The organism is Microvirga sp. GN3 (assembly GCF_055792825.1).
Genome location: NZ_JBVVAK010000148.1, coordinates 1 through 18291 on the forward strand (window position 1 = coordinate 1; position 18291 = coordinate 18291).

Sequence of the window (18291 nt, forward strand, 5' to 3'; positions counted from 1 at the left end):
GCAATCTCCCGGCGTGTGGGGCGTCGCATGGCAAACCGTTTCTCAAGCCCTGTCCCCAGCCTAGCAGCTCACGTCACCAGGGTATCTTCTCAGAGCGCGAACAGATAAATCCGACTAAGCATGAGGCTGGTCACGTTCGACCGCAAACAACCGCCATTTCGATGGCACACCCTTGAGCCTACGCAAGCCCCGGCCCTGAAACTGACGCAAGGAAGGGGAAGAAGCCTGGCATCAGTGTCCCCCTGCTCCGTCACACGATGGGGCGGTCGACCGCCCCATCGCACCGGCTCACTTCTTCACGCCGGGCCGGTCCCCCGCTTGGGAAGATTGGCCGCCCTGCCCTTCCTTGCGGCCGGACAGCTTGCCGGCCACGCGCTTGAGCGCATCCGAGATGTCATATTTCAGCTTGTTGGTGATCTCCGACATGGTCATGGCAAAACCTCATGCGGTCCAGCACACTCTCCGTGCCGCCCTGATAACGCAGCGCTTCATTATCAGTTTCCAGCATGCTCGTTTCCACCAGCGCGTTGACGGACCGGCAGGACGGCCCAGGATCATCTGACCCTCCGGGGCCAGCGCAAGAGCCGAGCGCTTGGGACGATCCCGGGCGTCGGCTTCATCACCGCCATGGCCATTGCCGCGACTGTCACAGATCCCTCCCACTTCCAACCGGCCGGGAGTTTGCCGCGTGACTGGGACTGACACCGCGGCCAAACTCATCGGGTGGCAAGGAGCGGGTGGGGCGGATCTCGACGATGGGTGATGACTACCTGCGCACTATCCTGGTGGTCGGGGGACAGCGGTGATCCGCTATGTCCGCACGAAGACCGCGGCAGGCAGCGCCTGGATCACAGAGCGGCTCTGCCGCAATTTCTGGCTGCGGACGGAAGGATCCTGGAGTGGCTCGTCTTCGCCTATGCGGCAAGCCGCTCGAACTATTCAGCGAGCGACAGTTGATAGTGCAGGCGTATTTCACCGGTCCTTTGCGTGCGCTAACTTTGCCTCAATTCCGGTGCAATCTGAGTTGCATGGCCCGACATAAGCACCGACCATCAGACGAGGCTCGGCAGTTGATGGCCACGAGGCGGCTGATCCACGTCATCGCGGCTCTCTCAGGATTGGTGTTTGGGCTTTTTCTGAAGCAGCACGGGTTTTAGGCATGCTGGAACGCACCGCGGGCTCTCTCCCGGATCTCGTCTAGCTCCTCCCGCAAGGGATTGATCTGCCCTTCGATCTCCTCGAAGCAGGTGCACTCGGGCGTGAGGAACAGTCGTCCATTCTTGCCTCTATCGCAGGAGGGCAACTCTGATGGATGCCGGATTGTCCGGGGTGCCTGGTTGGATGTCGAGTTCAAAGACCCCGAACAGATGCATGGGTCCGTCTCCTTCTCGATCTGACAAGGATTGTCGAGCGCTGGTGCAGCCCCGGCTGTGACAGTCTTCCGAACCCGCATGGACATGCCGGCGAGGCTATCCTGTTGGCGGCGTCTCTTAGCTGTGATCTGCTGCTCAAAGGCGCCTATACCCAGAGCCGGTTGCGGCAGTTCATCTTTGGCGGGGGCACCAGCCCTATTCTGTCCCACACCACCGTTCCGGTCCTGATGGCGCATTAGGTTGGGATGATCCAGTCCGCCACCGCAGCGGATCACCAGAACGGCAGTTCGATTGTCGCTGGCGAGCCAGAGGCATATAATATGCAGATGCCACGCAGCCGCGCCACGCGGCGACAGTCTATCAGGACATGCCTCGTGACGCAGGGAATTCCTTGCCAATGGGAGGCACGTCATGGCGATCGCATCCACACTCCAACAGTACATGGACGAGCAAGGGATCCGGTACGATCTGGTCCCGCATGAACCGACCCTGTCGGCCCTTGGGTCCGCCCACGCAGGTCACATCCCGAGTGACAGGCTGGCCAAAGCTGTCGTGCTCAGCGACGGTGGCCGCTACAAACTCGCCGTCCTCCCGGCCTCGCATCATCTCCGGCTGTCCGATCTCAGGATGGAGCTCGGCCATGAGGTTCACTTGGCCAGCGAGCCGGACGCTGCGGACGTCTTCCGCGACTGTGCGTTCGGCGCGGTTCCGGCGGTGGGGGCGTGCTACGGGCTGGATGTGATTATCGACAACAGCATCGATCAGCAGCAGGAGCTGTATTTTGAGGGTGGTGACCACGCGACTCTGGTCCATGTGAACGGGGCCGAGTTTGCCCGGCTCAATCCTCAGGCCCAGCACGGATCCTTCAGCGCCCGCGATTGATGGCGGGGCTCAAGTGAAGGCGGGCACGGCGCCTGACAGGCGCTGCCCAAGCTAAGGAGAAGGATGATGAAAGCAGCTCTGGTGTTTGCCGGCAGCGGGCCGATCGTGATTCTGACGTCGACCCGTCTTTGTCCGACGCTGGCCTGTTGCGCGCCCTGAAGGCGCACGGGGTTGGCAAGTTTATCGCGTACGAGCTGCCGCTCGATATCGTAGCGGCCCGCTATGGCGGCCATTTCCAGGTGGTGATGAATGACGCCCGCGATAGCGATGACCTGCGGGTACTCGATGTCAACGGCGACCGGGCCTTCCGCCTCTTCCGGTTTTCGGAGCTTGGTGCGCCGATCATGCATGATGAGGATCAGTCTGAGAGCAGGACCGGAACTGCGGCTTGATTGCAAGCGAATACATCTCGGCTGTTCTTCCGCAGCTTCGCACGCGCGCGGATGGGCACTGTTGCAGTAACTTGAAAAGGGCATAACGAACCCAGTTCAACGGGCCGCTCAGGAAGCAAGACCGAAGAGCTGATTGACGAGACGGATTTCGCCTGTCGCTCGATGGCCCCGCTGGATGCAATGACCGCGGCGGATCATTCGCATGACTTCGAAACCCGTCAGGGTCGCGGCAGCGGTTTTCATCGTCTGGAAGCCACGCGTTGGACGGATCACGCGCTTGAGCGCGCCATGATCCGCCTCAAGGATGTTATTCAGATATTTCGAGGTGCGGTGTTTGACATCCTTCGACAGCAGCCCTTCGTTCTGCAGGCGCAGGATGGCCTTGGGATACGACGCCAGCTTATCCGTCGTGATGGAGGATGGTGGATAGTCGCTCAACCTCTTCAGAGATTTGCGCAGGAACTGATACGCGGCGTTGGTATTTCGGCGATTGGACAGCATGAAGGCGATCAACCGACCGTGCTTGTCGACCGCGCGAAACAAGTATTTCCACTTGCCCCCGACGCGGACGTAGGTCTCGTCCACTCTCCAGGAGCCTGAGCGAGGTCCCCGGTAGAGTCGAATCCGCTTCTCGATCTCTGGAGCATAGCGCTGAACCCATCGAAAGATTGTGGATGGGTCAACGGCGACACCGCGCTCGGACATCATCTCGGCGAGATCGCGATAGCTGATGCCATACTTGCAGTACCAGCGCACGCACAGCAGGATGATCTTGACCGGAAAGCGGCGGCGCTTGAACAGAGACAACAGGACGGCTCCTCGAATGGCCGTTCCGGATTACAATGCCGAGGTTAACGCAACAGTGCCAGGCAAGGGCAGAGGCGGGAGACCAAGAGCGGCGAGTTTGCAAAGTGTGTACTAGACCATGTTATGGCTCCTCTGATGCGTCTGGAGCCCTCTGGTGCTTCCCCTGCAGACTGCTTGTTGTTGTAAGCTCTCTCTTGTGCTCGCGCTGTTATTCGGACGTGTTGAGCGATAGCAACCCGGCGTGAAGGTTTCGTTACGAGGAGGCCCAGCTCAGGTGGCGCGCGGACCGCGTCGTTTGATGACCACGATCTCGGTTTGCCGTCCTCGGTCAAGCGCTGGTCGGCTCTGTCTGGTCCGAGCCTGTGCCATCAGCACTCGATGCCTGACTTCCTCCTCCGGCAATCCGATCAACTGTGCAGCGATTTCGACCTGACTCTCAATTCGATCTGTCAGGCCCTGCGCGGCCGCGATCGCCTCGTCGAGACCAGGCGGATCATGGCGCGTGCGGCGCCGGCCCCACATGGCAGGAATGCTTATCTTGTGATCCATTCTCCTCTCCCCTGAATCTGACAAGCCAACGAGGGAGAAGGCGATTTGTGCGATGCACAATTGTCGCAGCCTGTCGATGATCTGTCAGCGCCAAAAGGCCAGCTGCATCTGGCACGGATCTTGCGTCACCTCGATCGCATAATTAGATCGAGGCTGTCATGATGAAAATCCTTCGCCAATGGCTCGTGTCCCTGAACGAGGCCGAACGCAGTCTCAGAAGCCAAGGCTATGTTGTTGTCTACGGTGGCATGACGTCCGTTGTGGTTCCCATCCGTTCGACTGGTGAGCCGCCACGGCAACGTGGTCGTCCCATCTGGCTCCGGGGTGCAACTCCAACTGCCCTTGGACTCTGACCAGTACGCTGCTTACGTAAGGGCCATACCGAAACTGAAACAGAGCTTGGTTGCCGGTTCTCCTTGGTTCCGACAGCCTTTAGGGCAGCAGCTTCTTTCTCAAACGTCGAACATTCAGCCACACCAGAGCAAAGACGATTGGAAAGGCCAGCCCTGTGACCACATCAGGATTCACGCCGAGATCGATAGGCTTGAGGGACTTCAGCACATAGCCGAATAGGCCCAACGCATAGTAGGTGATCACCACCACCGACAGGCCTTCCACTGCCTCGTTGAGGAGAAGCTGCAAGCGGGCACGCTGATCCATGGACCGGAGCAAGTCACGATGCTGCTCTGCCATCGTGATGTCGATACCGGTCCGCAACAGGTCGCTGGCTCTTGTGGTTCGCTGCGACAGACTTTCCAGCCTCTCGGCGGTCGAGATCAGGGTCCGCATCGCCGGCTGAAAGCGCCGGTCCATGAACTCGGCAATCGTCTGCAGGCCGGGGATGCGCTCTTCCCGCAGCTCCGCGATCCGTCGCTCGACGAGATTGTGGTAAGCGCGAGCCGCACGGAAGCGGTAACCTGTCGCTGCCGACATACGCTCGATCGAGGTCGCCTGCTCGATCAGGTGGTCAAGCAGTTGTCGCTCATGCTCGATACCGTCGCTTCTCGTCATGGAAGCGGTGATGTCGGCGAGATTGCGCTCGCAATGGGCAATGTCAGGAGCAATGTGGCTTGCCACAGGCAGGGCCAGGAGTGCCATCATCCGGTAGGCCTCGAGCTCCAGCAGCCGCTGGACTAGTCGGCCGGCCTGCCGTCGGCCGAGACGGTGGTCATAGATCAGGATGCGGGAGAAGCCGTCGGCGTGGATGCGGTAGTCGGTAAAAACAGTTGCTGCACCGCCTGACACAAGGCTGCCGATGACGCTGTCGGTTGAGAAATGACAGGAAACTTCATCTCCTGTCGGAGCTGGCGTCTCGCTCGGCAGGATGACGACATGGGCAGCCACGAGCATCTGATCAGGCAACTGGGACAGCCAGTCGAGGGCGACCACGTTGATCGCAGGCGAGCCGAAGGGTGCGTCAGAGGGGCCACCCTGCACAAAGAACGTATAGGTGACGAACTCGGTGTGGCGTTCCCATTTCAGGCGAAAGGGACCGAAGTCTTGCGAGAAGTGGTTCACGCCAGCGTGAGGCGAGGTAATGCCGTAGCGCTCACAGAGCCTGATAAGGCAGGCGTGATCGTCAGTCGCGCCCTGCTCACCGCTGTGGATCGCCAGATAGGAGATCCGTTCGGGTGAGATAAGGGGCGTCGGAGGCCTGGCATGCACCTCGTTGTTCAGCTGATGGCGCAGCGGATGACTGGCGATCAGATGAGCTTTGGCCAACTGATCCGACAGGATCGGCGCATGGGACCCTGCCGGTGTCGTCGATATCGGGTCTCGGTAGTCCAACATAGTCCATCCTCAAAACGAAGATGGCGCTCCTCCCCTAAGGACCTGGTCTGAGCCGGGGTTCTCCGATGCCCTGGTTATGGAAGCAACTTGATGCACGCGGCGTGCAGGTTATTCATTCTGGCAGGCTGCTGGCCTGGACTCAACGCAGCAGGGTTCGATTTGGCGAAGGTCAATTTGACGCGAGTCGGGATTGCCCTGGCAATAGGACAGCCGAATGCTCTGCCCTCAACAGCAATCAAGGAAGTCGCATGGGCTTACCGTATGTTAGTACCGGATGCCCAGGTTCTTTGTTGGTACCGAGCTTCTCTGATCAGCCGCCATGCTTTCCAGGTTCCTTCCACCAGCGCTTCATCTGCCGCAGGAAGGTCGCCAACGGCTCCGGCAGATGGCTGTCAGGCTCATCCCAGAACATCTCCGCCATGGCACGGGCCATCATGAGAGCGGCGAGGTCCGGCGGACGAATTTGAACCCACCAGCGCGGGTTGCGGGGAGCATCGGCTGGCAGCACCCGACCACTTGCACTTGCGTTCAACAAGACCCTTGCCGGCAGGGAGCGTCCAGATATGACGATGCCCTCGGCACTGGTGCGGCAAGGTCACGCGCCCCATCGCAACGCGGCCGTGCGCACTGGCTGATCCCAAAGCCGAATCAAGGTGTCATCCAGCACTGTCACCGTGAGGGAGCAGCCGGCCATGTCGAGCGAGGTCACATACGGGCCGACGAGCGAGCGAGCCAGGGTTGCGCCGGCGTTGTCGAGGAGGCGCTTCGCGCTGTTGAACATTAGGTAAAGCTCCATTGCGGGCGTGCCGCCGAAGCCATTTACGAGGAGGAGGACCGGGGTGCCCGGTCTGATCGCAAGATCCGCCAGGATCGGCGCCATCAAGTCCTCGGCGATCCGATCCGCCTTCTCGAGGCGAACACGGCGCCGACCCGGCTCGCCGTGGATCCCGACGCCAAACTCCATCTCGTCGTCCGAAATCTCGAACGTCGGCTTTCCGGCCGCCGGTACGGTGCAGGATGTCAGTGCAACGCCCATCGAGCGGGTTTGGCTATTGACCTGCTGTCCGAGAGTCTGGAGCTCTGCGAGACCTGCCGTCGACTCGGCGGCTGCGCCGACCATTTTCTCAACGACGAGGGTGCCGGCGACGCCGCGCCGGCCTGTCGTGTAGAGGGAGTTCTCGACCGCGACGTCATCATCTGTGACGACGGTCAGGACCTCGCGGCCCGCCATCTCGACGGCCATCTCGAAGTTCATCACGTCGCCTTCGTAGTTTTTGACGATGAAGAGGCATCCGGCGCCGGTGTCGACGGCCTCGACGGCTTCCAGCATCTGGTCCGGCGTCGGCGAGGTGAATACCTGGCCGGGGCACGCCGCGTCGAGCATACCAAGTCCGACGAAGCCAGCATGGAGCGGTTCGTGGCCCGACCCGCCGCCCGAGATCAGCGCCACCTTGCCGGGCGTGAGGGAGCGGCGCTTGACGAACTTCCGCTCAGGCCCGAGGACAACGATGTCCGCATGAGCGGCAGCGAACCCGTCGAGGCTTTCGGACAGGACCGTCTCGACATCGTTGACGAACTTCTTCATGACTCCCTCCGTTCTGAGGTGTGAATGATGTGGGCGATGCGCCGGGCCATCTCTTCCATCAGGTCTTCGAGGGCGCGATTGCGTTTCGCGTCGCCGAGGTCGGGAACATCGATGGTGATGCGCCGCGTGGCCGGCCCGTGCCCAACCGTCACCAAGCGGCGCGGATGGGCGGCGTGATAGGCGTCGAGGAAGGCCTGCCGCTCCGCGGGCGAGAAGTGGCAGATCTCGAAGATGACCGAGAGGTGCTGCACCGGCACCGGCACCGGATAGACCGGGTTCGTAATCTGCGACACGAAGCTGCGGTTCTTGTTGAGCGCAATGGCAAGGCGTTGCCGCGTCCCGGACGGTCGGCGATCGAGCAGGTCCGCCAGAATTTGTTTGTAAGCGCCGACTGCATCGGTCTTCGTCGCCTTGTCGGCCGGGCGAGACGTCATCGCTCGCCTTCCCGGAGGTCGATGGCAGCGATCGCCGCCTTCGTCGTCGCCAAGAGGGTCGGCGCGACGGAGACGGTGCGCAGCCCGCGCCGCAGGAGCAGCGGCAGCATGCGGGGATCAGCCCCGGCATCCCCGCAGAGGGACACCTTGCGGCCGCTCCTCGCCCCGTGAGCGGCGACCTCTTCGATGAGGCGCAGCACCGCCGGATGGGCGGGATCGGCGAGGGACGCGACGGAGGCGAGGTCGCGGCTCGCAGCCGTGACATATTGGGTCAGATCGTTCGAGCCGATGGAGAAGAAGTCAGCGTCGAAGAGATCGATCGCGATGGCGGCCGCGGGCACCTCGACCATCATGCCGAGCGGCGGCCGTCGATGGGGCAGGCCCTCTGCAGACAACGAGGCCACTGCCTCGTCGAGAAGCGCGCGGGACGCGGACAGTTCCTCCCGGACTGTCACCATCGGCACCATGATCTCGATGCCCCCATAGGCGGCCGCGCGGGCGAGCGCTCGAAGTTGCGTTCTGAACAGGTCCAGGTGTTTGAGAGTGAGGCGAACGCCGCGCAGGCCGAGGAACGGGTTCGTTTCGCCGTTCTCGGTCAGACCCGGGATCGACTTGTCGCCGCCCGCGTCCAGTGTGCGGATGATGACGGGCTTGCCGGACGCCCATTCGGCGATGCGCCGGTAGATTGCGAGCTGATGCTCCTCGTTGGGCAACCCGCGACCGCCGAACAGGAGCTCCGTCCGCACCAGCCCGATGCCGTCGCAGGATGCGAGGTCAAGCGCGTCGAGTTCCGCCAGATCGGCGATGTTGACCTGAACGGCGATCGGCGTGCCGTCTGCAGTCACCGCGGGCTTCAGACGGTAGGCGGCATGACGGGCCACGGTGTCTGCCGCCGCCATCTCGAGCGATCGAAACGCGTCCAGGTCCGCCGCATCGGGGCCAACCAGGACAAGGCCCATCGCGCCGTCCACGATCGCCTCGGACGGGGTTGATCCGAGCGCATCCGCGGAGATTCTCACGCCGACCACCATCGGCACGCCGCGCCCTCGCGCCAGGGTGGCCACATGGCTCGTCGGGCTTCCGCCGGCGAGGACGATGGCGCCCCCGGTCCAGTCAGTGGCGAGGAAGCGGGAGGGCGTCACGTTGTCGGCGAAGACGACGGACCCGGGCGGGATCGTGCGGGCGCCGGCGCCCGTCAGCGCGTCGAGGACCCGGTCCCGTATATCCTCGAGATCCGTCGCCCGGGCGCGGAAATACTCGTCCTCGGCGGCCGCATAGCCCGCGATCTCCTGATCGAGGGCGCCGCGCCAGGCGTGATCCGCCGGGATGCCGGCCGCAATCCCCGCGAAGGCATCGGCCGAGAGAGCGTCATCCTCCAGCATGGCGATCTGGAAACCGAGGATCTCGGCGCCCGCGTCGCTGGTCTCTGCGGCGAGAAGATTCAGCGCCTCGATCGCGGTCCGGATCGCCGTGCGCAAGGCACCGGCCTCGAATGCCGGGTCGCCGGTGACCCGCGGTTCGCCGCCGGCCCGATCAAGGAGCGCGACTGGCCCGCGCGCCAGTCCCGGCGCGGCGGGACGACCGACGAGGCGGGTGGCAGGCATGGTCGTCACTCCTCGTCGAACTTGCGCTCGACGAGATTGACGACGGCCGCGACCGCGGCCTGCGCATCCTCGCCCTCGGCGCGTACATGGACGACCGAGCCCTTCCCGGCCTTAACCCGCATCACCTGAACGGGGCTCTTCGCATCGGACCATGGACCATCCGGAGCGAGCGCGACCTCGACATTCGCCCGGAAGCTCTTGGCGACCTGGGTGAGCTTCACCGATGGGCGCGCATGGAGCCCGACAGCGTTCGTCAGCATCATATTGGCCGAGGCCCTGTTCATCTCGTCACTCCAACCCTCACGGGCTCAACTCCTCGGCGGTGCGCTTGACGGTCTCGAGAGATGAGCCTCCCGACGATTCCGCAGCGGCGATCACAGCCCCTTCCACGATGGGCGCGTTGCATACCACAACTTTGCCGCGCCGATTCTCCGGCAGCATCTCGACTGCCATTTCGCTGTTCGTCTCGGCGCCACCAAGATCAACCAGAATGGCGACGCCCGCCGGCGACCAGGCACGTTCGATTGCAGCCATGATCCCCTCGACCGAGGTGCCCAAGCCTCCATCGAGATTGCCGCCTGTATGGGCGACCGGAACGGTGTCGCCCACCATCTGGCGGACCATCTCGGACGCGCCCTCCGCCACCTTCGGCGAATGGGAGACGATCACGATGCCCACATTCGCCATGCCTTACCCCTCCAGCGTGTCGCAGATCGCCGCGACGAAGAGAGCCGCCGAACGCGCGCCCGGATCCACATGGCCGATCGAGCGCTCGCCGAGGAACGAGGCGCGGCCGCGGAGCGCCTGTATCGGCCTTGTCGCTTCGGCGGCGCGCAGCGCCTCGGCTTTGATGGCGCACAGGCCCGCGCCCTCGGCGAGCTTCGCCTGAACGGGCGCGAGAACGTCAAGCATGGTCTTCTGGGCCAGATCGGACTTGCCTCGCGCCTTGACGGCCTCGATGGCAGCAGCGAACGCTGCCGCCAGGTCGCCGCGCGAGGGAGACGCGGGCATGTGCTTCCCGAGTTCGAGCGCCAGCGTGCCGTAGAGCGGGCCGGAGGCTCCGCCGACCTTCATGACCAGTTTCATGCCGATAGCCTTCAGCATCTCGCCGAGAGGCTTGTCTTGCAGTTGCGGGAGATCGGCTAGCACAGCCTCAAGGCCGCGCTTCATGTTGATCCCGTGATCGCCGTCGCCGATCGCCTGGTCGAGGGCGGTCAATTCGTCCGCATGCCCGATCACCGCCTCAGCAGCTGCGCGGACGACCTGAAGGGTGAGATCGGACTCGGCTCCTTCGCTCGTGTGCAAGGCAGGTTCCATGGTGTGCCTCATATCGTGATTCGCTTGCCAGCATCATCGAAGTACAGAGGGCGTGCGAGTTCCACGGAGACGCGCTCACCGACGCTCAGCCTGCTCTCCGGGTCGGCGAGGGTCACGAGCTCCATGTCCCCGACCTTCAGGTGCAGATGGTTCTGGTCGCCCAGATGCTCGATCCACGACAGCGCGCCGACAAGGTTTGATGCCTGCACGGACCCGCCCGCCTTGCTGAGGCGCAGATGCTCGGTCCGCGCGCCGATCAGCACAGTTCGAGGCGGCGCAGGCAGGTCCGGAACGAGACCGCGCGGGATGAGGTTCACGACCGGATGACCGAGCCGTGTCGCCACATGAGTCGTCGACGGGTTCTCGTAGATGTCGCGGGGCGTCCCGACCTGGACGAGCCGTCCCGCCTCCATCACGCCGATGCGGTCGGCCATGGTCATGGCCTCGATTTGATCGTGAGTGACATAGAGGATCGTCGCGCCCAGCTCCTGCTGGATCCGGACGAGTTCGAGGCGCAGATCGGCCCGGAGCTTCGCGTCAAGGGACGAGAGAGGCTCATCCATGAGGTAGGCCGATGGCCGGCGCACGAGCGCGCGACCGATGGCGACGCGCTGCATCTGGCCACCCGAGAGACGTGTCGCCGGGTTCTGCAGTTTGTCATCGATATGCAGAAGGCGCGCGATCTCCGTCACACGCGCCCGGATCGCATCCTCAGCCATGCGACACAAGGGCGAGCGCAGCGGGAAAGCGAGATTGTCGTAAACGGACAGGTGCGGATAGAGCGAGTATTGCTGGAACACGAAGGCGACGTCGCGCAGCGCCGGATCGGCGCTCGTTCGATCCACTCCGCCAATCCGGATCGATCCGGCATCGGCCCGTTCAAGGCCGGCAGCGAGGCGCAGGATTGTCGTTTTGCCAGCGCCGGTCGGACCGAGGAGGACGACGAACTCTCCATCTGCAATGGTGAGCGACAGGTCGGCGACGGCCTCCACGTCCTTGAAGCGCTTCGAGATCCGGTCGAATTCGACGCTAGCCATGAAGCAGCCCTCCCTCGTGCAGGGCAGTGCGGATCGCCCGGCCCGTGGCCCCGTCGAAGATCGAGAGCTTGTCGGGCTTCAGCGCGAGGCCGACCTGCCGGCCCCGCGGTACGATCAAGTCCGCGGGCAACCTGGCGCAGATGCGTCCGCGGGCCGTCCGGACGGTCACGATCTGCGTCGTACCGAGATATTCCGACCCGTAGACCTCGCCGCGCAGCCATCCGTCATCCGAGATGCGGACATGCTCCGGCCGGACGCCGAGAACATGCTTGCCGTCGGCCCGGCCTTCCAAAAGTTCCGGCACCGGCTGGCTGCGGTCGCCGACGGGGATCTCCCGTTGGCCGCGGGCCAGCGCTCCCGCGAAGTTGATGAAATTCATCGGCGGAGAGCCGATGAAGCCGGCGACGAACAGCGTCGCCGGCCGGTCATAGATCTCCTGCGGTGGTCCGAACTGCTCGATCACGCCCTGGTTCATCACCGCGATTCGATCCGCCATCGACATGGCTTCGAGCTGGTCGTGGGTGACATAGACCGTCGTTGCCTTGAGCCGGTCATGAAGTGTGCGAAGCTCGCCGCACATGAGATGCCGGAACTCCGCGTCGAGCGCGCCGAGCGGCTCGTCCATCATGAACGCCGCGGGCTCACGCACGATGGCGCGGCCGAGCGCCACCCGCTGGCGGTCGCCCGAGGAAAGGCCGGATACGGAGCGATCGAGGAGGTGGCCAATGCGCAGGATCCGCACCGCTTCGGCGACGCGCTTGGCGATGTCGGCCTTCGGCATTCCGATGTTGCGCAAGGGATACTCGATGTTCCGGCGCACGTTCATGTGCGGATAGAGCGCGAAGAGCTGGAATACGAAGGCAATGTCGCGCTCCGAGGCCCGCTTGAACGTCACATCCTCACCGGCAAGGTTGATCGAGCCCGAAGTCGGGAGTTCGAGTCCAGCGATCATCCGCAGGGTCGTCGTCTTCCCGCAACCTGACGGTCCGAGAAGGCAGACGAATTGACCGTCATCCACAGTGAACGAAGAGTCTCGAACCGCGATGAACTCGCCGAAGGTCTTGTTGAGGTCCCGGACGTCAATCGTCGCCATCGCCTTACTCCGGAAGCTTCGAACCGATGAGAAACATCACCGTGCCGACGAGCGTCGTTGGGAAGGACCAGCCGTATAGAGTGAGCGAGAGAGGCTGCATCAGCATGACGACTCCGAGTGCGATGACGATGGTCGCGGCAGCCTCGGCGATCCCGCGTGGGGAGACGCGCTTGCGCCGCGAGGTCCTGGCGGGTTCCTGCATCATTTGCGCACCGCTCCGAAGGTGATGCCACGCAGGAGATGCTTGCGGAGCAGCACGGTGAAGATCACGATCGGCACGAGAAAGAGCGTGGTTCCAGCCGCCACCGCCGGCCAGTCCTGTCCGCCTTCGCCGATGATGATCGGGATGAAGGGCGGCGCGGTCTGCGCCGCGCCGGAGGTGAGCAGCACCGCGAACGCATACTCGTTCCACGCGAAAATCAGGCAAAAGATCGCGGTCGCGGCGATGCCAGTCACAGCCTGCGGTAGGACCACCTTGCGGAAGGCCTGCAGGCGCGAGTAGCCGTCGATCATCGCGGCCTCCTCGTACTCGCGCGGGATCTCGTCGATGAAGCCTTTGAGCAGCCAGACGGCCAACGATACATTGACGGCCGTATAGAGCAGGATCATGCCGAGCTTCGTATCCTGCAGGCCGAGTTCCCGGTACATGAGATAGATCGGGATCGCGACCGCGATCGGCGGCATCATACGGGTCGAGAGGATGAAGAACAGCAGGTCGTCTTTGAGCGGCACCCGGAAGCGCGAGAACCCGTAGGCCGAGAGGGTGCCGAGGAACACCGCGAGGGCGGTCGACCCGAAGGCGATGACGACGGAGTTCCAGAAGCGCGGAACGAACTTCGATTCGGACACCACCACCAAATTCCGGCCGCGCGCGATCGACTCGCATGTCCCCGACGGCGGCGGGAGGCTTGCCAGGTACTCGGCGGTCTGGCGCGAGCGGGTGGTGAAGAGATTGCAATAGCCCTCGAGGGTCGGATCGAACACGATCTTCGGCGGGTACGAAATCGAGTCCGGGGGTGACTTGAAGCCCGTCAGCACGATCCAGCCGAGCGGCACCATGGTGATGATCGCGTACAGGACGACCAGGATGCCTGCGATGCGCTTTGTCAGCGGCGACGGCTCGACGACTGAATGGGCTGTGACGTTGCCGCTCATCTCTGCTTCAACCGGTTGAGCGCTTTCACGTAGATGTTGGCAAGGCCGAAGACCGTGACGAACAGAATGATCGCGAAGGCGGAGGAGTAGCCGGTGCGCCATTTCTCAAACGCCTCGCGCTTCAGCGTGATCGAGGCGACTTCCGTCGTCGAGCCCGGCCCGCCGCCGGTGAGAAGGTTGACCATGTCGAACATCTTGAAGTTCTCAATGGCGCGGAACAGCACCGCCAGCATGATGAAGGGCGCCGCCATCGGCAACGTGATCGTCCAGAACTGGCGCCATTTCGACGCCCGGTCGACCTCGGCGGCCTCATAGATATAATCTGGGATGGAGCGCAGCCCCGCGAGGCAGATGAGCATCACGTAAGGCGTCCACATCCAGGTGTCGACGAGCACGATGGCCCACGGCGAAAGCGTCAGGTCGCCCAGCATCTGGAACGAGGAGGGCGAGATGCCGGTGAAGAACGACACGACGTAATTGAACAGGCCGATCTGCGGCTGATACAGGAAGGTCCAGAAATTCCCGACAACCGCCGGCGAAAGCATCATCGGCAGGAGGATGACCGTGGTCCATAGCCCGTGGCCGCGGAACTTCTTGTCGACGAGCCAGGCAAGGCTGAAGCCGAGTACTGTCTGAATCAGGATCGTGGCGATTACGAACCGTGCGGTGACCTGCATGGCCGCCCACACATCCGGGTTCGTCAGAATGTCGTTGTAGTGCTGCAGCCCGACATCGCGCAGCGGAACGTTCGTCCGGTTGGCGCGGTAGTTCGTGAATGAGAGGCGGACCGTCCAGATCAACGGGAAGACGTTGATGGCCAGAAGCAGGACGATCGTCGGCGCGATGAAGAGCCAAGCGATCGTCCGATCCGAGAGACTGCGCAGGCGCCGGGCGGGTGCCGCCGGCGTGACGGTGGCGGCCTTCTCGGCAAATCGCATCGGGGATGCTTCGACGTTCATAGCAGTGCCAATCCGGGTGCGGTCGGAACCCTCGGCGACACGAGGCGGGCGCGCCCGCCTCGTGTCGCATGATCGAGTGGCGTTAGATCTTACCTTCCTCAGTGAAGGTCTTCCCCCAATCCTTCACGAGGAGATCGAGCGCCTCCTTTGCGGTGCCCTTGTCGGCGACCACGTAGTCATGCACGCGCTTCTGCATATCGAGGAGGAGTTGCGCGTAGGCCGGCTCCTGCCAGAAGTCCTTGACGCCCCCCATGGCCATCAGGAAGTCAGCCGCGAAGGGCGCGGACTTGGTGAAGTTCGGATCCTCGACGACGGCCTTGTGGACCGCATAGCCGCCGAGCGACCACCACTTCTTCTGGACATCGGGTTGCGCGAACCACTTGATGTAAGCGAGCGCCTCCGCCTGGTTCGGCGAGTAGGAGACGACGGAGATGCCCTGACCTCCGAGCGTCGAGGCCTCGACCTTCTGGGCTGGATTGACGAAGAAGCCGATCTTGTCGCCACCCACCTTTTCGTCTTTCAAAAGCCCGGGGAAGAAGGCGAACCAGTTCATCTGCATCGCCACCTGTCCCGACTTGAAGGCGTCGAGGCCCTCCTGCATGTAGGCGTTGGTGTAGCCGGGCGGCGTGCAGCATTTGTAGAGCGACTTGTAGAACTCGAGGGCCTCAACCGCGTCCTTGGAGTTGGTGAAACCGTCCATGGCGTAGGGCTTCTTCGGATCGTCGTACTGCAGGCCCCAGGAATAGAGCGCTGCCGTGACGCCCATGGTGATGCCCTCCGAGCCGCGCTCGGTGAAGATCGCTGCCCCATACACGGTCTTGCCATCGAGCTGGCGGTTCTGGAAGAATTCGGCGACTTGCTTGAGTTCGGTCCAGGTCTTCGGCGGGGCAAGGTCGCGATTGTATTTCTGCTTGAACTCGGCCTGCAACTCAGGACGGGAGAACCAGTCCTTCCGGTACGTCCAGCCGAGGGCGTCGCCCATCGCGGGCAGCGCGTAGTAGTTCGGCGAGCCCTTCGGCCAAGTCGAGTAGGCGTAGACAGTGGCGGGCAGGAAGTCATCCATCTTGATGCCTTCCTTGGCGAAGAAGTCGTTGAGCTTCACGTAGTGCTTGTTCTCGGCAGAGCCGCCGATCCACTGCGAGTCGCCGATGATGAGGTCGCACAGCTTGCCCTTGGAGTTCAACTCGTTGAGCATGCGGTCCGCGAAGTTCGGCCAGGGCACGAACTCGAATTTCATGTTCACGCCGGACTTCGCCGTGAAGTCCTTCGAGAGCTCGACGAGGGCGTTCGCCGGGTCCCAGGCGGCCCAGCACAAGGTGATGGTCTTCCCCTGTGCCTGCGCAGCGCCGGCCCCGCAAACGAGCGAGGTCGCCAACGCACCCGCAGCAATGGTGAGCGTCTTCATACGTCCCTCCGTGATCGGTTCAGAGAAACCGCTCCGGCCGATGGGCCGATAACGGCATCGGTCCGCCGCAGAAAGACCGGCGGGGGAAAGTCTCGATCGTGCGTTTCCTCACCGACCCCGAGGGGCTTCGCCGGTGGACCGGCTTGTTTAGTGATTTGTTCAGTAATGCATATTTTTACTAAACATACAAGTGACTATGCGGCGTTGTCATGTCGGATCCTACGAACTTCTTGTTTCATAGTTTCAGTTACTGCTCTCTGGGTTCAGGGACGGAGAGTGGCGTGTTCAAGAGCAGGCATTTTGATTGATCGGTAATCCTGCTCTGCGTGCGGTGGTATCTGGCCTACAATCTCAGCCTCCGGAATTTAGAAGCGTTGATGGCTGAGCGCGGGATCTCCGTCGACCACGCCACGATCGGCGACGTGTGAGAAAATCCTCTGGGAGCTCCGACGTGCTACAATAGCCGGAGCCTTTCCAGGGAGGTCAGGTCATGGACTCTGTCGATCCGCAGGCCTCACGTGAGACGGTTCAATCGTCCTGTTCCCGCTCAGATCCATCACGGCTAAGGCGCGTTCGGCTGGTGCACGTTGATCGCCGGCAGCTGTGCTGGACTGGACCATGCTCGATGTCGAGCGACTCGTGACTGCTCCTGCATCACTTGCGTGGCATACTCCTGTGCCATCCTGCCCCAGACGTGGAGGACCCTGCGATGGTGTGGCTTGCCCGAACCCTGCTGGTCGTGATCGCGACCGCCGCCGCGACAGCGTCAGTGGGTCAGGAATTCCGGACTCTCACACTGATGTCCTGGAACGTCGAGAACCTCTTCGACACAGCCGATGATTCCGCCAATCCCTTCGACGATACCTTCCTGCCCAAGGCGGTGAAGGATGCCCGCCCGGGACACGAAGCACACTGCCGGCAGTTTAATCCCATTCCGGCCTTTGCGCGGGAGTGCCTCGAGATCGACTGGACGGATGAGAAGCTTTCCCGCAAGCTCCAGGCCATCGCCGACGTGATCCGGGCAGTGCGTCCGCAGCCCGATGTCATCATCCTGCCCGAGCTCGAGAATCCGAGCATGCTCGCACGCCTGAACGCCGAGTTCCTGGCTGGCCTCGGCTATACGACAGAAATCGAGCTCGACACGACCGTCACCGACCTCGACCAAGGCATCGATGTCGGCATTCTCTCACGCCTGCCCTCGGCCTCCCCGCCCACGGCCCACAAGGTGGAGTTCGGCAACGACACCGATCTGTGCCGGGCGACACGGGATATCGTTTCGGCCCCGCTCACCCTGCCGGATGGGCGTACGCTCCACCTGTACGCCGTCCACTTCCCGTCAGGTGGTAATCCCATCGAATGCCGCGAGCGCGATGCAGACGCTGAACGGACTCAGCGCGGCGCTGCCCGCCGACGCGATCGCGGTCGCGGGCGGGGACTTCAACTTTCCCTGCAACGAGCCGCAGGGTGACCTGTTCGGGCGGCTCCTGTCCGAGGGCCGCTGGAACGTCCCGCCGGAGGTCAGGACCGGCTGCGCCGAGCCCGGGTCCAACAAGTTCCGCAATGCGCGGCCCGGCAACCGCTCCTGGTTCACGTGGTCGTTCCTGGACTTCTTTCTGGTCTCCGACAGCCTGCTGACGGAGAGGCCAAGTCCGGTGGGCTGGTTTGCCAATCTGGGGAGTTTCCGGACGGCCGTCGTCTCGGCCCAGCAGGTGGAAACGAGCGGCCAGGGCTTCGTGTCGCCGCGCCGCTACGACTTCGACGCGGGCAGCAGCATCTCCGACCATTGGCCCGTGCTGATCGAGCTCGTCACGAGACCCTGAGGCGTGGACGACGGGAGGCAGCGAGCCAGGCGTCGACGACATCCGTGCCGCTGTCCGCGTTGCGGGGAGCTATAGACCGCACGCGTTG

General features: G+C 63.1%; 21 protein-coding genes and 3 pseudogenes. 7 read left to right on the forward strand and 17 right to left on the reverse strand.

Translation table 11 applies throughout. From position 1 onward, the window contains the following. Nucleotides 1-288: 288 nt before the first annotated feature. The gene (locus tag ACS5Q1_RS38175) at nt 289-432 is read right to left on the reverse strand and encodes a hypothetical protein (protein ID WP_473103131.1); all 144 of its coding nucleotides are present in this window, start codon (nt 430-432) and stop codon (nt 289-291) included. A gap of 150 nt (nt 433-582) precedes the next feature. Here ACS5Q1_RS38175 and ACS5Q1_RS38180 point away from each other — a divergent pair. The 4 genes and pseudogenes from ACS5Q1_RS38180 to ACS5Q1_RS38195 all read left to right on the forward strand — a co-directional run. Continuing rightward, nucleotides 583-794: pseudogene (locus tag ACS5Q1_RS38180) on the forward strand (transposase); the annotation flags it as partial. A 665-nt stretch (nt 795-1459) separates the two neighbouring features. Then, a pseudogene (locus ACS5Q1_RS38185) lies at nt 1460-1612 on the forward strand (universal stress protein); the annotation flags it as partial. A gap of 172 nt (nt 1613-1784) precedes the next feature. Then, complete coding sequence (locus ACS5Q1_RS38190; protein WP_473103132.1) at nt 1785-2255, forward strand: aminoacyl-tRNA deacylase; 471 nt, start codon at nt 1785-1787, stop codon at nt 2253-2255. A 128-nt stretch (nt 2256-2383) separates the two neighbouring features. Beyond that, nucleotides 2384-2647, forward strand: a complete 264-nt coding sequence (locus ACS5Q1_RS38195; RefSeq protein WP_473103133.1) for a cytosolic protein — start codon at nt 2384-2386, stop codon at nt 2645-2647. A 108-nt stretch (nt 2648-2755) separates the two neighbouring features. On the opposite strand, the gene ACS5Q1_RS38200 is transcribed toward ACS5Q1_RS38195, so the two are convergent. The 16 genes from ACS5Q1_RS38200 to ACS5Q1_RS38275 all read right to left on the reverse strand — a co-directional run bounded on the left by ACS5Q1_RS38200 (nt 2756) and on the right by ACS5Q1_RS38275 (nt 16383). After that, complete coding sequence (locus ACS5Q1_RS38200; RefSeq protein WP_473103134.1) at nt 2756-3454, reverse strand: IS6 family transposase; 699 nt, start codon at nt 3452-3454, stop codon at nt 2756-2758. Nucleotides 3455-3724: 270 nt separating this feature from the next. Beyond that, nucleotides 3725-4003 (reverse strand): hypothetical protein, encoded by a 279-nt coding sequence (locus tag ACS5Q1_RS38205; RefSeq protein WP_473103135.1) that lies wholly within the window; start codon nt 4001-4003, stop codon nt 3725-3727. Between the two features lie 432 nt (nt 4004-4435). Further along, complete coding sequence (locus tag ACS5Q1_RS38210) at nt 4436-5794, reverse strand: DUF3422 family protein (RefSeq protein WP_473103136.1); 1359 nt, start codon at nt 5792-5794, stop codon at nt 4436-4438. A gap of 310 nt (nt 5795-6104) precedes the next feature. Then, a complete protein-coding gene (locus ACS5Q1_RS38215; protein ID WP_473103137.1) occupies nt 6105-6326 on the reverse strand; it encodes a hypothetical protein in 222 nt (73 codons plus the stop codon). A 63-nt stretch (nt 6327-6389) separates the two neighbouring features. Beyond that, complete coding sequence (gene dhaK, locus ACS5Q1_RS38220; protein ID WP_473103138.1) at nt 6390-7379, reverse strand: dihydroxyacetone kinase subunit DhaK; 990 nt, start codon at nt 7377-7379, stop codon at nt 6390-6392. Beyond that, entirely contained in the window at nt 7376-7813 is a 438-nt protein-coding gene (locus ACS5Q1_RS38225; RefSeq protein WP_473103139.1) for a hypothetical protein, read from the reverse strand. Before ACS5Q1_RS38225 ends, dhaK begins: the two co-directional genes overlap by 4 nt. After that, nucleotides 7810-9417: a phosphoenolpyruvate--protein phosphotransferase gene (gene ptsP, locus ACS5Q1_RS38230; protein WP_473103140.1), complete on the reverse strand. Its 1608-nt coding sequence runs from the start codon at nt 9415-9417 to the stop codon at nt 7810-7812. The genes ACS5Q1_RS38225 and ptsP overlap by 4 nt, the downstream gene beginning before the upstream one ends. Nucleotides 9418-9422: 5 nt before the next feature. Continuing rightward, nucleotides 9423-9701, reverse strand: a complete 279-nt coding sequence (locus ACS5Q1_RS38235) for an HPr family phosphocarrier protein (RefSeq protein ID WP_473103141.1) — start codon at nt 9699-9701, stop codon at nt 9423-9425. A gap of 16 nt (nt 9702-9717) precedes the next feature. After that, nucleotides 9718-10104 (reverse strand): dihydroxyacetone kinase phosphoryl donor subunit DhaM, encoded by a 387-nt coding sequence (gene dhaM, locus ACS5Q1_RS38240; protein WP_201839026.1) that lies wholly within the window; start codon nt 10102-10104, stop codon nt 9718-9720. A 3-nt stretch (nt 10105-10107) separates the two neighbouring features. Continuing rightward, the gene (gene dhaL / locus ACS5Q1_RS38245) at nt 10108-10734 is read right to left on the reverse strand and encodes a dihydroxyacetone kinase subunit DhaL (protein WP_473103142.1); all 627 of its coding nucleotides are present in this window, start codon (nt 10732-10734) and stop codon (nt 10108-10110) included. Between the two features lie 8 nt (nt 10735-10742). Next, nucleotides 10743-11771 carry an ABC transporter ATP-binding protein gene (locus ACS5Q1_RS38250; RefSeq protein ID WP_473103143.1) on the reverse strand — a complete coding sequence of 343 codons (1029 nt, stop codon included), beginning with the start codon at nt 11769-11771 and terminating at the stop codon, nt 10743-10745. After that, nucleotides 11764-12864, reverse strand: coding sequence for an ABC transporter ATP-binding protein (locus ACS5Q1_RS38255; RefSeq protein WP_473103144.1), 1101 nt, complete (start codon nt 12862-12864; stop codon nt 11764-11766). Before ACS5Q1_RS38255 ends, ACS5Q1_RS38250 begins: the two co-directional genes overlap by 8 nt. 4 nt (nt 12865-12868) lie before the next feature. Beyond that, nucleotides 12869-13069 carry a hypothetical protein gene (locus tag ACS5Q1_RS38260; RefSeq protein ID WP_473103145.1) on the reverse strand — a complete coding sequence of 67 codons (201 nt, stop codon included), beginning with the start codon at nt 13067-13069 and terminating at the stop codon, nt 12869-12871. Further along, nucleotides 13066-14019, reverse strand: coding sequence for a carbohydrate ABC transporter permease (locus ACS5Q1_RS38265; protein ID WP_473103146.1), 954 nt, complete (start codon nt 14017-14019; stop codon nt 13066-13068). Before ACS5Q1_RS38265 ends, ACS5Q1_RS38260 begins: the two co-directional genes overlap by 4 nt. Next, complete coding sequence (locus ACS5Q1_RS38270) at nt 14016-14978, reverse strand: carbohydrate ABC transporter permease (protein WP_473103147.1); 963 nt, start codon at nt 14976-14978, stop codon at nt 14016-14018. The genes ACS5Q1_RS38265 and ACS5Q1_RS38270 overlap by 4 nt, the downstream gene beginning before the upstream one ends. Before the next feature lie 82 nt (nt 14979-15060). Continuing rightward, nucleotides 15061-16383: an ABC transporter substrate-binding protein gene (locus tag ACS5Q1_RS38275; protein WP_473103148.1), complete on the reverse strand. Its 1323-nt coding sequence runs from the start codon at nt 16381-16383 to the stop codon at nt 15061-15063. 314 nt (nt 16384-16697) lie between these two features. On the opposite strand from ACS5Q1_RS38275, the pseudogene ACS5Q1_RS38280 reads away from it, so the two are divergent. The 3 genes and pseudogenes from ACS5Q1_RS38280 to ACS5Q1_RS38290 all read left to right on the forward strand — a co-directional run. Beyond that, nucleotides 16698-16799: pseudogene (locus ACS5Q1_RS38280) on the forward strand (IS6 family transposase); the annotation flags it as partial. A gap of 293 nt (nt 16800-17092) precedes the next feature. After that, the gene (locus tag ACS5Q1_RS38285; RefSeq protein WP_473103149.1) at nt 17093-17851 is read left to right on the forward strand and encodes an endonuclease/exonuclease/phosphatase family protein; all 759 of its coding nucleotides are present in this window, start codon (nt 17093-17095) and stop codon (nt 17849-17851) included. Beyond that, nucleotides 17754-18203 carry an endonuclease/exonuclease/phosphatase family protein gene (locus tag ACS5Q1_RS38290; RefSeq protein WP_473103150.1) on the forward strand — a complete coding sequence of 150 codons (450 nt, stop codon included), beginning with the start codon at nt 17754-17756 and terminating at the stop codon, nt 18201-18203. Before ACS5Q1_RS38285 ends, ACS5Q1_RS38290 begins: the two co-directional genes overlap by 98 nt. The last annotated feature ends 88 nt before the right edge of the window (nt 18204-18291 follow it).

Bases quoted from the DNA above. Each gene is read 5' to 3' on its own strand.
- ACS5Q1_RS38175 (WP_473103131.1), bottom strand. From the start codon at position 432: ATGACCATGTCGGAGATCACCAACAAGCTGAAATATGACATCTCGGAT.
- ACS5Q1_RS38190 (WP_473103132.1), top strand. From the start codon at position 1,785: ATGGCGATCGCATCCACACTCCAACAGTACATGGACGAGCAAGGGATC.
- ACS5Q1_RS38205 (WP_473103135.1), bottom strand. From the start codon at position 4,003: ATGGATCACAAGATAAGCATTCCTGCCATGTGGGGCCGGCGCCGCACG.
- ACS5Q1_RS38210 (WP_473103136.1), bottom strand. From the start codon at position 5,794: ATGTTGGACTACCGAGACCCGATATCGACGACACCGGCAGGGTCCCAT.
- dhaK (WP_473103138.1), bottom strand. From the start codon at position 7,379: ATGAAGAAGTTCGTCAACGATGTCGAGACGGTCCTGTCCGAAAGCCTC.
- ACS5Q1_RS38225 (WP_473103139.1), bottom strand. From the start codon at position 7,813: ATGACGTCTCGCCCGGCCGACAAGGCGACGAAGACCGATGCAGTCGGC.
- ptsP (WP_473103140.1), bottom strand. From the start codon at position 9,417: ATGCCTGCCACCCGCCTCGTCGGTCGTCCCGCCGCGCCGGGACTGGCG.
- ACS5Q1_RS38235 (WP_473103141.1), bottom strand. From the start codon at position 9,701: ATGAACAGGGCCTCGGCCAATATGATGCTGACGAACGCTGTCGGGCTC.
- dhaM (WP_201839026.1), bottom strand. From the start codon at position 10,104: ATGGCGAATGTGGGCATCGTGATCGTCTCCCATTCGCCGAAGGTGGCG.
- dhaL (WP_473103142.1), bottom strand. From the start codon at position 10,734: ATGGAACCTGCCTTGCACACGAGCGAAGGAGCCGAGTCCGATCTCACC.
- ACS5Q1_RS38250 (WP_473103143.1), bottom strand. From the start codon at position 11,771: ATGGCTAGCGTCGAATTCGACCGGATCTCGAAGCGCTTCAAGGACGTG.
- ACS5Q1_RS38255 (WP_473103144.1), bottom strand. From the start codon at position 12,864: ATGGCGACGATTGACGTCCGGGACCTCAACAAGACCTTCGGCGAGTTC.
- ACS5Q1_RS38260 (WP_473103145.1), bottom strand. From the start codon at position 13,069: ATGATGCAGGAACCCGCCAGGACCTCGCGGCGCAAGCGCGTCTCCCCA.
- ACS5Q1_RS38265 (WP_473103146.1), bottom strand. From the start codon at position 14,019: ATGAGCGGCAACGTCACAGCCCATTCAGTCGTCGAGCCGTCGCCGCTG.
- ACS5Q1_RS38270 (WP_473103147.1), bottom strand. From the start codon at position 14,978: ATGAACGTCGAAGCATCCCCGATGCGATTTGCCGAGAAGGCCGCCACC.
- ACS5Q1_RS38275 (WP_473103148.1), bottom strand. From the start codon at position 16,383: ATGAAGACGCTCACCATTGCTGCGGGTGCGTTGGCGACCTCGCTCGTT.
- ACS5Q1_RS38285 (WP_473103149.1), top strand. From the start codon at position 17,093: ATGGTGTGGCTTGCCCGAACCCTGCTGGTCGTGATCGCGACCGCCGCC.
- ACS5Q1_RS38290 (WP_473103150.1), top strand. From the start codon at position 17,754: ATGCAGACGCTGAACGGACTCAGCGCGGCGCTGCCCGCCGACGCGATC.